Source organism: Mesorhizobium sp. M0894 (assembly GCF_040319725.1).
Classification (GTDB): Bacteria; Pseudomonadota; Alphaproteobacteria; order Rhizobiales; family Rhizobiaceae; genus Mesorhizobium.
In genome coordinates this window covers 44,465-56,754 of record NZ_JAMYOG010000002.1, presented here as the reverse complement: position 1 = coordinate 56,754, position 12,290 = coordinate 44,465, and the positions used below count along the sequence as shown (strand labels likewise).

General features: G+C 62.1%; 13 protein-coding genes. 9 read left to right on the top strand and 4 right to left on the bottom strand.

Annotation, left to right across the window (positions count from 1 at the left end):
- Positions 1–85: 85 nt before the first annotated feature.
- The 9 genes from NKH91_RS03530 (at position 86) to NKH91_RS03490 (ending at position 9,266) form a co-directional block, all read left to right on the top strand.
- The gene (locus tag NKH91_RS03530) at positions 86–832 is read left to right on the top strand and encodes a hypothetical protein (RefSeq protein WP_352847945.1); all 747 of its coding nucleotides are present in this window, start codon (positions 86–88) and stop codon (positions 830–832) included.
- Between the two features lie 275 nt (positions 833–1,107).
- The gene (locus NKH91_RS03525; protein ID WP_023717591.1) at positions 1,108–2,325 is read left to right on the top strand and encodes a septal ring lytic transglycosylase RlpA family protein; all 1,218 of its coding nucleotides are present in this window, start codon (positions 1,108–1,110) and stop codon (positions 2,323–2,325) included.
- Between the two features lie 132 nt (positions 2,326–2,457).
- Positions 2,458–3,588, top strand: coding sequence for a D-alanyl-D-alanine carboxypeptidase family protein (locus tag NKH91_RS03520; RefSeq protein ID WP_036244342.1), 1,131 nt, complete (start codon positions 2,458–2,460; stop codon positions 3,586–3,588).
- A 64-nt stretch (positions 3,589–3,652) separates the two neighbouring features.
- Entirely contained in the window at positions 3,653–4,327 is a 675-nt protein-coding gene (tmk, locus tag NKH91_RS03515; protein WP_352482558.1) for a dTMP kinase, read from the top strand.
- The gene (locus NKH91_RS03510; RefSeq protein ID WP_352494665.1) at positions 4,324–5,379 is read left to right on the top strand and encodes a DNA polymerase III subunit delta'; all 1,056 of its coding nucleotides are present in this window, start codon (positions 4,324–4,326) and stop codon (positions 5,377–5,379) included. Before tmk ends, NKH91_RS03510 begins: the two co-directional genes overlap by 4 nt.
- A gap of 120 nt (positions 5,380–5,499) precedes the next feature.
- On the top strand, positions 5,500–7,086 hold the full coding sequence (gene metG / locus NKH91_RS03505) for a methionine--tRNA ligase (RefSeq protein WP_352482677.1): 1,587 nt from the start codon (positions 5,500–5,502) through the stop codon (positions 7,084–7,086).
- Positions 7,086–7,880 carry a TatD family hydrolase gene (locus NKH91_RS03500; protein ID WP_352847947.1) on the top strand — a complete coding sequence of 265 codons (795 nt, stop codon included), beginning with the start codon at positions 7,086–7,088 and terminating at the stop codon, positions 7,878–7,880. The genes metG and NKH91_RS03500 overlap by 1 nt, the downstream gene beginning before the upstream one ends.
- A 3-nt stretch (positions 7,881–7,883) precedes the next feature.
- A complete protein-coding gene (locus NKH91_RS03495) occupies positions 7,884–8,702 on the top strand; it encodes an MBL fold metallo-hydrolase (RefSeq protein WP_352482553.1) in 819 nt (272 codons plus the stop codon).
- 207 nt (positions 8,703–8,909) lie between these two features.
- The gene (locus NKH91_RS03490; RefSeq protein ID WP_352847950.1) at positions 8,910–9,266 is read left to right on the top strand and encodes a hypothetical protein; all 357 of its coding nucleotides are present in this window, start codon (positions 8,910–8,912) and stop codon (positions 9,264–9,266) included.
- 317 nt (positions 9,267–9,583) lie between these two features.
- Here NKH91_RS03490 and NKH91_RS03485 read toward each other — a convergent pair whose 3' ends face one another.
- From NKH91_RS03485 to NKH91_RS03470, 4 genes are read right to left on the bottom strand one after another with little or no spacing between them, the layout of a single operon-like run.
- On the bottom strand, positions 9,584–10,138 hold the full coding sequence (locus NKH91_RS03485) for a DUF2076 domain-containing protein (RefSeq protein WP_352847953.1): 555 nt from the start codon (positions 10,136–10,138) through the stop codon (positions 9,584–9,586).
- A gap of 31 nt (positions 10,139–10,169) precedes the next feature.
- The gene (locus NKH91_RS03480) at positions 10,170–10,877 is read right to left on the bottom strand and encodes a Bax inhibitor-1/YccA family protein (protein ID WP_023717585.1); all 708 of its coding nucleotides are present in this window, start codon (positions 10,875–10,877) and stop codon (positions 10,170–10,172) included.
- A 27-nt stretch (positions 10,878–10,904) separates the two neighbouring features.
- The gene (locus tag NKH91_RS03475; RefSeq protein WP_023717584.1) at positions 10,905–11,678 is read right to left on the bottom strand and encodes an anti-sigma factor family protein; all 774 of its coding nucleotides are present in this window, start codon (positions 11,676–11,678) and stop codon (positions 10,905–10,907) included.
- Positions 11,675–12,208, bottom strand: coding sequence for a sigma-70 family RNA polymerase sigma factor (locus tag NKH91_RS03470; RefSeq protein WP_023717583.1), 534 nt, complete (start codon positions 12,206–12,208; stop codon positions 11,675–11,677). Before NKH91_RS03470 ends, NKH91_RS03475 begins: the two co-directional genes overlap by 4 nt.
- Positions 12,209–12,290 lie beyond the last annotated feature (82 nt).

Genomic DNA, 12,290 nt, shown 5'->3' with positions numbered 1-12,290 from the left:
AACCGACTGGGAGGGAGTGGTCGACTGTCTGTGCAGGGGCTTTCCGGCGCGTAACCGGAGTTACTGGATACAGGCTCTGACCCGTTTGTCGCAGCGGCCCGCAGTTGCCGAGTTCCCACAATATGGCTTTGTTTTGGAGCATGCCGGTCGGATCGTCGGCGTTGTGCTCACCCTTTATGCTCGCTACCAGGGGTCGGAGGGCGACGAAATCCGCTGCAATCTTTCAAGCTGGTCAGTCGACGCAGAATTCCGTCCCTACGGCGCCATGTTGGTTGCGGCGGTTCTCAAGCGAAGGGATGTGACCTACACGAACATTTCGCCGGCACAAGCGACATTGAAAGCCAACCGGGCGCTCGGCTTTCGGCTCTTCTCCAGCGGACAATTTACCTTCGTGCCGGCTTTAAGTTCGGCGCAGCGGTCATGTCGCGTGCTCGAAGCGGGTCCCGATCTTCCGGAATTGGCGATGCTGTCGGAGAGTGAGAGATACATACTCTCTGAACACTCCACGCTGGGCTGCCTGTCGTTGATCTGCATTTGCGACGGAGCAGCGTTTCCCTTGGTGTTGATGCCGCGCCGAATGTTGCACGGTCTTATCCGATGCCATCAGATCATCTATTGCCGCTCGCTCGCGGATTTAAGCCGGTGCGCCGGTGCCGTGGGGCGCTTTCTCTTGCGAAGGGGAATCCTGGTTTGCTTTGTCGACGCCAAGGAGCCGATTCCAGGTTTGTTGGGGTGGTACCGCGCCAACAAGGGGCTGAAATACTTCAAGGGCCCCAGACCACCCGCACTTGGAGATCTGACGTTCACCGAGCTTGTGATATTCGGTCCCTGAATCTGCGCTCGGAGACATGCCAACGCCGGGCAGCAAAGCGTGCGGGCACGAATGGCGCTGGTGATCGATACGCGATGATTTTCATGCCGATCGGCGAGACGGTCGTGCCACAATCTCGCCCGGTTCCGACCACAATCGGTTAATACGGTGATAAACAATTCCTGCGCACAAAAGGATTGGGGTTGGGAGTCGCCGGCGTTTCTGGAGTGGGTGCTTTGGCACCGCCAACGTTAAAGCTGCGGTGCCTTCGTCGAGACTGTAGGGGACAATCGAAAATGCAGACTACGGCGCGCCCGCGTCTTCGTCGCGCTTCCGCTTTCGCGCTGTTTGCCTTGTCGGCAGCCTTTCTTGCGGCATGTGCCGGGCCGCAGCAAAAGGCGATGGTCAACAAGAAACCACGCTCCAAGGAATATTTTTCCGAAGCCGAATACGGTGTGAAAGCCAGCCCGCGCGTGATGTTCAAGACGTCTCGCGGACGCGATCAGCTCGGCAGACCCTATCAGGTGCGCGGCAAGTGGTACTATCCAAAGGAAGACAAGCGTTACGCCAAGGTTGGCCTCGCATCCTGGTATGGTGAGGCCTTCCACGGCCGGTTGACCGCCAACGGCGAAGTCTACGACATGGCAGATCTGACGGCGGCGCATCCGACCATGCCGCTGCCGAGCTATGCGCGTGTCACCAACATGAAGACCGGCAGCTCGGTGATCGTGCGCGTCAATGATCGCGGACCCTATCATGATGGACGCATCATCGATGTGTCTAAGCGCGCTGCTGAAATGCTCGATTATGCCAATATCGGTACGGCCGAGGTGAAGGTCGAATATGTCGGCCGTGCGCCGCTCGAAGGCAATGACGGTCAATATCTGATGGCCTCGTACCATCCCGGCAACAGGGCACCGGATCCATCGGACGGTCTGCCCAGCGGTGTCATGGTCGCCATGAATGGGCCGTCGCCGAGCCTGCCGGTAAGCGCCGCGGTGGTGCCGTTCCCCGGTCAGCTGACGAATTCCGGGCAGGCATCGGAAGCTGTCGTTGCGACGCAGGCACCGGCCTCCGGCGATGTGACGCTGCCCGAATTTGGACCGATCGTGCCGGAGCGTCCGGAAATCAACCTGCCGGCGCAATCGCCATTCACTGTGGCGTCGCTGTCCTATGCCAATGAGCGCGTGCAGCGCGCCTCCAACGCCTTCGCCGCGCTGGATGGCGTCGGCATGTCGCCCGCCGAGATTCTTCAATCCTGGAAACGGCAAGCTCCTCCAGCCGGGTCGCCCACGGACTATGTCGCGGCGGGTTCGTTCGAGGATGCCGCCGAAGCCGAGCGGGTGGCGGCCAAACTTTCCAGCTTCGGCAAGACCGAGATCCAGCGCTCCGAACTCGACGGCAAAGGCTGGTACTCGGTCAACCTCTATGCCGACGGCCATGGCAGCCTGGACGAGATGCTGCAGGCCGCGTGGTCGCATGGTGCGCCGGATGCGCTTGCCGTACGCAACTGATGGCGGGTCGCCTGGCTTTCTCGTGCGCGATTGATCCGCCGTGGAAAAGCCTGCTAGCTTCGGCCAACTTGCAAAAGAGCGCCGGCTGACTGGTCGAACCCGATGAAATTTTTCCGTCCTTCCACCGGGCTCATGACGCTCGGCCTGCTGCTGCTCTCGCTTGTGCCGGTCTCAGCACAGCTTTTCGAGACCAAGGCCGCGCAGGCCTTCATGATCGACGCCGAAACCGGCACCGTGCTGTTTTCCAAGGATGCGGACAGGTTGATCCCGCCGGCCTCGCTGGCCAAGCTGATGACGATGGAAGTGGTCTTCGACGCCATCAAATCAGGGCGCATGACGCTCGACGACACTTTCGTGGTCAGCGAGAACGCCTGGCGCAAGGGCGGCGCTCCTTCGGGGACATCGACCATGTTCGCGAAACTCAAGTCGACGATCCGGCTGGAGGACCTGATCCAGGGCGTGACCGTGCAGGCGGCCAATGACGGCTGTATCGTCATCGCTGAAGGAATGGCCGGGTCCGAAGCGAATTTCGCGGCGCAGATGACCGAGCGCGCCCGCCAGATCGGCTTGCAGAAATCGACCTTCGTCAATTCCACCGGTCTGCCGGCCGACGGGCAGCAAACGAGCGTTCGCGAGCTTGCGCTTCTGGCCCTGCATATCTGGCGCAACTACCCGGATCTCTACCGCTATTATGGCCAGAAGGATTTTAGCTGGAACAAGATTTCCCAGAGGAACCGCAACCCGTTGCTGGCCATGGATATAGGCGCCGACGGCCTTGCAGTCGGCGCCAGCGAGCAATCCGGATTCGGCATAGTCGGCTCGGTCAGCCACAATGGAACAAGGATGATTGCGGCAATGAGCGGACTGGCAAACGACCGCGAGCGCGCCGAGGAAGCGCGAAAGCTGCTCGACTGGGGCGTTCGCTCGTTCGAGAAGACGGAGATATTCGCCAAGGACGAAGTGGTTGGCGAAGCCCAGGTCTTTGGCGGCTCCAAATCCGGCGTCGCGTTAAAGGCTAATGGACCCGTGGAGATCTTCCTACCGATCGCCAACCGCGACAAGCTCACCGCCAGGATTGTCTATGACGGACCGGTGGCAGCGCCGGTGGAGGAGGGGCAGCCGGTGGGTACGCTGCGCGTCTGGATCGGCGATACGCTGAGCCAGGAGACGCCGCTTTTTGCCGCCGAGTCGATCGGTGTCGGTTCGTTGCCGCAACGCGCGCTCGATGCCGCCAAGGAACTGGCCGTCGGCTGGCTGCGTTAGCACCGTCGCGGTGGACCTTTTTTCCCGCCGGGACTATACGGTCCCCGAAGTATGGACAAAGGCTTTGGCGCGCGGATTTTTCATCACTTTTGAAGGCGGCGAAGGAGCAGGCAAGTCGACGCAGATCGGGCGGCTGGCAAAGAAGATGCGCGCCAAGAAATACGATGTACTGGTGACGCGTGAGCCGGGTGGCTCGCCGGGCGCGGAGGCGGTCAGGCATGTCCTGCTTTCAGGCGCAGCCGAGCCGTTCGGCCCCAAGATGGAAGCGCTGCTTTTCGCCGCCGCGCGTTCCGACCATGTCGAACAGGTCATCCGGCCGGCAGTCGAGCGCGGCTCGGTCGTGCTTTGCGACCGCTTCATGGATTCCTCTCGCGTCTACCAGGGCGTCACCGGAGGCCTCGACCCGGCATTCATGGACGCGTTGGAGAAGGTCGCCATCAACGGCATGGTGCCGGACATGACGCTGATCTTCGACATCGACCCCGCCGAGGGACTGAGGCGCGCTACCGCCCGACGGGGCAGCAGTGACGGCCCGGACCGCTTCGAGAAGGAAACATTGGCCATCCACCAGCGCCGCCGCGAGGCGTTTCTGACCATCGCCGCGGCTGAACCCGAACGCTGCGTCGTCGTCGATGCATCAGCAGACCCGGACACGGTGGAGGATGTCGTTACCGCCACCGTCTTCGCGGCTCTCGAGAAGATGATGCCGGCGCAAAGCAGACAGGCGGCGCCGGCATGATTTTCGAACGCATCGCACCCGAACAGCACGATACGCTGGACGGGGTGCCGGAGCCATCCGAGACGCCGCGTCTCGTCGGACATCTTCAGGCCGCCGATATGCTTGCCGCCGCCTATCGCTCGGGAAAGCTGCCGCACGCGCTGATCTTTGCCGGGCCGGTCGGCATCGGCAAGGCGACGCTGGCCTTTCACCTGGCGCATCACCTGTTGAAGCACCCGGCCTTCGGGCAGGCGCCGGAAAGCCTTGCCGTTCCCGATCCGGCATCGTCGCTGTTTCGTCAGATCGCCACCGGCGCGCATCCTTCGGTGCTGCATCTTACGCGCCCCGCAAACGACAAGACCAAGAGCTTCAAGACCGTGGTCACCGTCGACGAGATCCGCAAGGTCAGCCGCTTTCTGTCGCTGACCTCGCATGACGGCAGCTACCGGGTGGTTATCGTCGATCCCGCCGACGACATGAACACCAATGCTGCCAATGCCTTGCTGAAGAATCTTGAAGAACCACCGGCGCGCACCTTGTTCATCCTCATCGTCCATGCGCCGGGCAGCCTGCTGCCGACGATCCGGTCGCGCTGCCAGATGGTGCGGTTGGCGCCGCTCGATGCCGAGAGCTTGATGACGGTTCTGGAGGGCATCGAGCCACCGCCACCGGAGGATCCTGCGGCGCGCGCGGCGCTGGCGGAACGGGCAGGGGGCAGCGCCCGCAATGCGATCCTGCTGACGCAATATGGCGGGCTGGAAATCGCCGCCACCCTCGACGCCCTGGTGATGGCCAAAAAGACAGATGTCGCCGGCGCCTACCGTCTTGCCGAGGCGGTCGCCGGCCGCGACCAGGCGATCCCGTTCGAGATATTCAATCGCCGCGCACTTGATCTTCTGTCGGCCGGCGCCAGCCAGGCCGCGCTGGCCGGCGATTTGGCGCGGGCCAAAACGCTGTCGGATACTTGGCACGAGGCTTTGAACGCTATATCTGAAACCGAGACCTACAATCTCGACAAGAAGCAGCACGCCCTGACCATGATCGACCGCCTGAATTCTGCAATGCGAATGTGACGGCCGCTGGCGTGGCTTTGAAGCCCCTGAGTTTTGATCCCAATCAATCGCAGGAACTTCGAAGCCACCACATTGGCGTCGGATGGCAATTGCCGTTTCGATGCGATATCTCACCGCGACATCTTTCATTCAGACATTCATGACGGCTCATCCATGGCACGCGAAAAATACTACGTCACGACGCCGATTTTCTATCCGAACGGCAAGCCGCATATCGGCCATGCCTACAATGTCATCGCCAGCGACACGCTGGCCCGCTTCCAGCGGCTCGACGGCAAGGACGTCTTCTTCGTCTCGGGAACCGACGAGCACGGTTTGAAGATGCAGCAGACGGCGGACGCCGAAGGCTTAGCGCCGAAAGCGCTTGCCGATCGCAACTCGGCGATCTTCCGCTCGATGCTCGAAGCGACCGGTTGCTCGAACGACGTTTTCATCCGCACCACCGAGGAGCGTCATTACAAGGCCTGCCAGGCGATCTGGACGCGCATGGCTGAGAATGGCGACATCTACCTCGACCGCTACAGCGGCTGGTATTCGGTGCGGCAGGAAGCCTATTTCGACGAGGCCGAAACCAAGGTCGGTGACGACGGCGTGCGCCGCGAACCACTCGGCTCGCCCGTCGAATGGACCGAGGAAGAGAGCTATTTCTTCCGCCTTTCCGCCTATCAGGACAGACTGCTCGCGCTCTACGAGAACAGCCCCGAATTCGTTGGACCGGCGGAGCGGCGCAACGAAATCATCAGCTTTGTCAAATCCGGCCTGAAGGATCTGTCGATCTCGCGCACCACATTCAAATGGGGCGTGCCGGTGCCCGGCGATGAGAAGCATGTGATGTATGTCTGGGTCGATGCACTAACCAACTACATCACCGCCGCCGGCTATCCGGATCCGGCCAATGAGAGATGGTCTTTCTGGCCGGCAAACGCCCACGTCATCGGCAAGGACATCATCCGCTTCCACGCGGTCTACTGGCCGGCATTCCTGATGTCGGCTGGCATCGAATTGCCGAAGCGCGTGTTCGCGCATGGTTTTCTGTTCAACCGTGGCGAGAAAATGTCGAAGTCGGTCGGCAACGTCGTCGATCCGTTCGCGATGATCGAGCACTACGGCCTTGACCAGGTGCGCTATTTCTTCATGCGCGAAGTGCCGTTTGGCCAGGACGGCAGCTACAGTCACGATGCCATCGTCAACCGCACCAATGCCGATCTTGCCAACGATCTCGGCAATCTGGCGCAGCGCTCGCTGTCGATGATCGCCAAGAACTGCGGCGGCGTGGTGCCTAAGCGCGGCGAATTGAGCAATGCCGACAAGGCGATCCTCGATCAGGCCAATGCCGCCCTTGTCACGGCGCGCAGGACGATGGCCGACCAGGGCATCCATCTGGCGCTGGCGGCGATCTTTGGCGTGGTGGCGGAAGCCAACCGCTATTTCGCCGGCCAGGAGCCATGGGCGCTGAAGAAGACCGATCCGGCACGCATGGAAACGGTGCTGTGGACGACGGCTGAAGTGATCCGGCGTGTCGGGCTGCTCTGCCAGCCCTTCATTCCGGAGTCGGCGGCAAAGCTGCTCGACCTTTTGGCGGTGCCGGCGGACAGCCGCGATTTCGCGAATGTCGCCGAGGCTCACGCGCTTGTATCCGGCACGGCACTGCCGGCGCCGGAACCGGTATTTCCACGCTATGTCGAGCAAACGGATACAAGCGCCTGATGCTGGTCGACAGTCACTGCCATCTCGACTTTCCGGATTTCGCCGAGGAGCGGGCGGCCATCGTCGCCCGCGCCCTTGCGGCCGGTGTCGGCCGCATGGTGACGATCTCGACGCGGGTGAAGCGGTTTCAACAAGTGCTTGAGATTGCGGAGACTTTCGATGAGGTCTATTGCTCGGTCGGTACCCATCCGCACAATGCGGCCGAAGAGCTTGAGGTGACTGTCGAGGATCTGATGCGGCTGTCCGATCATCACAAGGTGGTGGCGATCGGCGAGGCCGGGCTCGATTATTTCTACGATCATGCGCTGCGCGATGCACAGGCGCAGGGCTTTCGCACCCACATCGCCGCGGCTCGTGAGACCGGTCTGCCGCTGGTCATCCATTCACGCGACGCCGACGACAACATGGCTGATATCCTCGAAGAAGAAACAGGGAAGGGCGCCTTCCCCTTCATCTTGCACTGTTTTTCATCGGGGCGCCGGCTGGCCGAGATCGGCGTGGCGCTCGGCGGCTACGTTTCGTTTTCCGGCATCCTGACTTTCAAGAACTCCGCCGAGCTGCGCGCCGTCGCCGCCGATGTGCCGCGCGACCGTCTGCTGGTCGAAACCGACGCGCCATACCTTGCGCCGACCCCGTTTCGCGGCAAGCGCAACGAGCCTGCCTATGTCGCGCATACAGCCAAGGTGCTGGCCGACACGATCGGCGTCAGCGAGGCCGAGATCGCTGCTATCACCACCGACAATTTCTTCCGGTTGTTCAGGAAAATGCCGCGCCCGAGCGCGCCGGGCGCCTGACGCATGAGCGATCGGTTGCGTCTTACCGTCCTCGGCTGCGGCTCATCGCCGGGCACGCCACGCATCACCGGCGACTGGGGCAATTGTGATCCGACCAACCCAAAGAACCGGCGCATGCGCACCGCAGCGCTCGTCGAGCGGATCGCGGCGAATGGCGCCAGGACCACGGTCGTCATCGACACCGGCCCGGATTTTCGCGAGCAGATGCTGCTGGCATCGGTCAGGCGCATCGATGCGGTCGTCTATACGCATCCGCATGCCGACCACATCCACGGCATCGACGATTTGCGCGGCTTCGTGCTCGAGCAGCGCCACCTGATCGACATCCATGCCGATCAGGTTACCATGCTGCGGCTGAGGGAAGCGTTCCGCTACTGTTTCGAAACACCGAAAGGCAGTTCGTATCCGCCGATCGTCAACGCCCATATCATCGACCACAACAGGCCGGTGGTGATCGAAGGCGAGGGCGGCGCCCTCACCCTCGAACCGCTGCCGCAAATCCACGGCGACATCATCTCGCTGGGTTTTCGTATCGGCAATCTCGCTTATTGCCCTGACATCAGCGACTTTCCGGGAGCGACAGCCGAGCGTATGCGCGGGCTGGACATGCTGGTTATCGATGCGCTGCAATACACCTTCCATCCGAGCCATCTGTCGCTTGGCCAGGCGCTCGGCTGGATCGAAAGACTGGCGCCGAAGAACGCGGTGCTGACGCATATGCATGTGCCGCTCGACTACGCCACGGTAATGGCCGAGACGCCGGCCAACGTCGAGCCTGCCTATGATGGCATGACGATCGAAATCCCTTACAAATCAGCGTAAAGGACCAAGGTTTTCATAGCTGGGTTACAGAGTTCGCTCCAAACCGCCCAGCGGCTCGCTTATGCTATCTTCGCCACGTCCTATCGGCCATGTCAGTTCCATAATCTATCTTATGCGACTGAAGCCTGTAGCGTCCACTGAAGCCTGTAGCGTCCCTTGGCAGCGAGACAGCATTTGTGGGGCAACGACGTGCTAGGGTTGCGAATCATGAACACACTGCTTGCAAGTCTTGCCCTCACCCTCACATGCGCATTCACTGACGCGCGAGCGCAGGACTTTGATCGTGCGCCAGGCGAGAATGACCTGGCTTTCGCGAAACGCGTGGTTGGGTTCGCGGACAACGCTGATCCGCACACCACAGCCGTGACCTGGAACGGCCTCCAGACACTGTTCGTCGATTACCAGACCACTGAGGAATATCCGGAACGCCCACTCGTCGCACTACAGCAGCAACCCGACGGTACCGTACAATCCAGGTCACGCTTGGCGAACACGAAGGCGGCACGCCAGAGATTACAGCGCTCGGCCTCGTCAACGCCGATCACGATCCGGCAAAGGAACTGACTGTCATACTTGCCTGGCCTGTTTCGCACTACGACGTTTCGGGGACGCTCTACGAAGTTCGCATCTTCGACGCCCCCAAACCGGGCCAGAAGGCGCTGACGCAATTGAAAGTGAGTCAAAAGTTCGACGCCACCTGCGACTGCGGATGGCGCGACGGCACGACGAAGCGTTTCCGTTTCAAGACGATCAGGGCGGTCAAGGCTGAATTGAAGCGCTTGGGCTATTAGCCGCCGGCGAGGGCTCGCTTGCCGGATGCTGCCCCCGCCTACCCGGTGACCGGCAATCGTCACGAGCGCCGGCACAGGCTGGGTCGCTCGTCAGAATTCCATATCCCCGAAGTCACCGCCATTATCGGAGCTGGCATCGTCTGCCTGGTCGGCTTCGTCCGGCTGCGGTGCCGGCCGTTCGGCTGCCTGCGCTTCGCTGCCGCCAAACATGCCGGCGATCGCATTGCCGAGCAGCACGCCGCCTGCCACCCCCATCGCGGTCTGCGCGGCGCCGGCAAGGAACCCGCCGCCGGCCCGCTGTGACTGGTCTTGTGGCTCCTCCGCGGCAGCAGAGGCGGTGCGCCCTACCCGCGGAACCGAGCCTGAGCGCCTGCCGCCGCTGCGGCCGAAGAAGCCACTGAGCGGTCCACCGCCGGCAGGCTGCCGCGCCTGCTCCTCCAGCTCTTCGATGCGCGCCTGCGCTGCGTTCAGGGCCCGCTCGTGCACCACGATCGTCTGTGCCATGTAGTATGGCGCCCCAGGCTGCTGGGTGATCTGGTCCTGGATCAAGCGTTCCGCTTCGGCATCGCGCGGCGGCGCCTGGCGCTCGACATTTGCGAGCTTCTCGAAGAGCTGTCCGATCGCCTGCTGGTCGTTTCTGTCCATGATGTACTATTCCGGTCTCGGTCCGACGCGGCTATTCGCGCTCGCCGGTGAAGTTCAGCAACAGCTGGAAGATGTTGACGAAGTTCAGATAGAGCGAGAATGCACCAAAAACGGCGAGCTTTTGCTGTGTTTCGGCGCCGAAGTTTTCGGCGTACTGCTCCTTGATCGTCTGCGTGTCCCAGGCCGTGAGCCCGACGAAGACGGCGATGCCGATCACCGAGATCGCAAACTGCAGCGCTGTCGAACCCAGGAAGATATTGACGATGCTGGCGATCACCACGCCGATCAGGCCCATGATCAGGAAGGACGAGAACTGCGTCAGGTCGCGACTGGTTGTATAGCCATAAAGGCTGGTGGCGCCGAACATGGTGGCGGCGATGAAGAAGGTGCGGGCGATGCTGGTGCCGGTAAAGACCAGGAACACGGAAGCCAGCGACAGACCCATGACCGCGCAGAACGCCCAGAACATTGCCTGGGCCCCGGCCGCCGACATCGTCTGCATACGGAACGAGAACAGCAGCACAAAGGCCAGCGGCGCCAGCATCACCACCCATTTCAGCGGGGTGGAGAAGATCGGCACGTAAAGGGCGGGCGTGGAGGCCACCACGAGGGCGATCACGCCCGTAACGACGAGGCCAAGGCCCATGTAGTTATAGACGCGCAGCATGTGCCGGCGCAGGCCTTCGTCGTAGACGGCTCCGGCTCGGGCTCTGGTCCCAATGTATCCCAGATTGTTCATTTGGTTCTCCTTCTTAGAGGTAGTCGATCAGTAGAGTGTTTTGGCGAGCGCTTCGGCCGTGCGATCGAGGCCGCGGACATCGCTACGTGCGACGACTGCGTAGGCGACCTCGCCGATCTGGAAATAGGCCGAGGAAACCTCGCCCGACGGAACGACAGTCGGCTTGACGACGTCGAATGTTCCGGGCCGGATGGCGAACAGCGAGAGCAGCCCCATCTCTTTTGTCTCGACAGCCATCTCGACGCTCGGGCCGAACTGCGATGGGTAGATCTGCACGTCACGGACCGTCCAGTCCGTTGGCAGCGATGGCATGACGATCGCCGTGGCGGCGCGGATTTCGTCGGCATTGTAGCCGGGCGCCTCGAGTTGTGACGACATCGCCTCGCGCACGAGCGTCGTCCGATGCGCCCGGACTGCGTCCTCCACATAGGCGGGCGGATGGGTCGAAGCGACGACTTCCGTCACCGATATCGGTCCGATGAGCCCGTTCGCAAGCCAGCCGGCGGCGACGAAAACAGCGACAGCCGCCGCGCGCTGCAAAGCACCAAGGACACGGCCGCGCGCTAACCCCCGCTCCAGCCGCCGTGCCGCATCAGCCGTCGCCGGCCGCGCCATGCCTTTCGATCCGGCAAGCGCCACGCGCAGCTCGTCACGCGTCCTCAGATCAGTCATCACCCGCGCGGCCGCTTCCGGGCGAGCCGAAAGGAACGCCTCGACCTCGATGCGACGAGCAACGTCCAGCTGATCGTCGACATAGGCGTCGAGATCGGTGTCGGTGACGGGATCGCGCAGTTGGTTCATGATCCACCTCCGACGATCTTCAGATGGCTTTTCGTGCGTGCCGGTGCCGCGTCCTCCATCTCGCGGAGTGCCGCACGCGCCCTGCCGATGCGCGACATCAGCGTGCCAAGCGGCACGCCGCTAACCTCGGCCGCCTCGCTGTAGCTAAGCCCCTCGATGGCGACGAGATGCAGCGCGCAACGTTGCTCTTCCGGCAATGTGAAAAAAGCGTCGCGCACCTGTGCCAGCCGGACGGAATGTTCCTGCGGAGCCTGGACGCTGGCCTCGGTGAGATGGCCGGCCTGTTCGATGCGCACCGCTTCGGATTTGCGGGATCGCAAGCCGTCGATGAACGCATTGTGGACGATTGACAGCAGCCATACGCGAAGATTTCCGCCTGAGCGGAAGCTGCCGCGTCGCTCATAGGCACGCACCAGCGCATCATGCACCAGATCCTCTGCATCGGCGCTGTCGCGCGTCAGCGAGCGTGCGTAGCGGCGCAGCGAACCGAGCTGTCCCAGAATATCGAAGCGTGGCATCGGCCGTTTCATGTCCTGTTTACGGAGCAGGTCGGGGTTTTAATCCCGCTCTCCCCGAATTTTTTCGGCTCGCCGCGCTCTCGTCCTGGGAGAT

What these genes read in the sequence shown, in the direction of transcription:
- NKH91_RS03525 (WP_023717591.1), top strand. Translation starts at nt 1,108, where the DNA reads ATGCAGACTACGGCGCGCCCGCGTCTTCGTCGCGCTTCCGCTTTCGCG.
- NKH91_RS03520 (WP_036244342.1), top strand. Translation starts at nt 2,458, where the DNA reads ATGACGCTCGGCCTGCTGCTGCTCTCGCTTGTGCCGGTCTCAGCACAG.
- NKH91_RS03510 (WP_352494665.1), top strand. Translation starts at nt 4,324, where the DNA reads ATGATTTTCGAACGCATCGCACCCGAACAGCACGATACGCTGGACGGG.
- NKH91_RS03500 (WP_352847947.1), top strand. Translation starts at nt 7,086, where the DNA reads ATGCTGGTCGACAGTCACTGCCATCTCGACTTTCCGGATTTCGCCGAG.
- NKH91_RS03495 (WP_352482553.1), top strand. Translation starts at nt 7,884, where the DNA reads ATGAGCGATCGGTTGCGTCTTACCGTCCTCGGCTGCGGCTCATCGCCG.
- NKH91_RS03490 (WP_352847950.1), top strand. Translation starts at nt 8,910, where the DNA reads ATGAACACACTGCTTGCAAGTCTTGCCCTCACCCTCACATGCGCATTC.
- NKH91_RS03485 (WP_352847953.1), bottom strand. Translation starts at nt 10,138, where the DNA reads ATGGACAGAAACGACCAGCAGGCGATCGGACAGCTCTTCGAGAAGCTC.
- NKH91_RS03480 (WP_023717585.1), bottom strand. Translation starts at nt 10,877, where the DNA reads ATGAACAATCTGGGATACATTGGGACCAGAGCCCGAGCCGGAGCCGTC.
- NKH91_RS03475 (WP_023717584.1), bottom strand. Translation starts at nt 11,678, where the DNA reads ATGAACCAACTGCGCGATCCCGTCACCGACACCGATCTCGACGCCTAT.
- NKH91_RS03470 (WP_023717583.1), bottom strand. Translation starts at nt 12,208, where the DNA reads ATGAAACGGCCGATGCCACGCTTCGATATTCTGGGACAGCTCGGTTCG.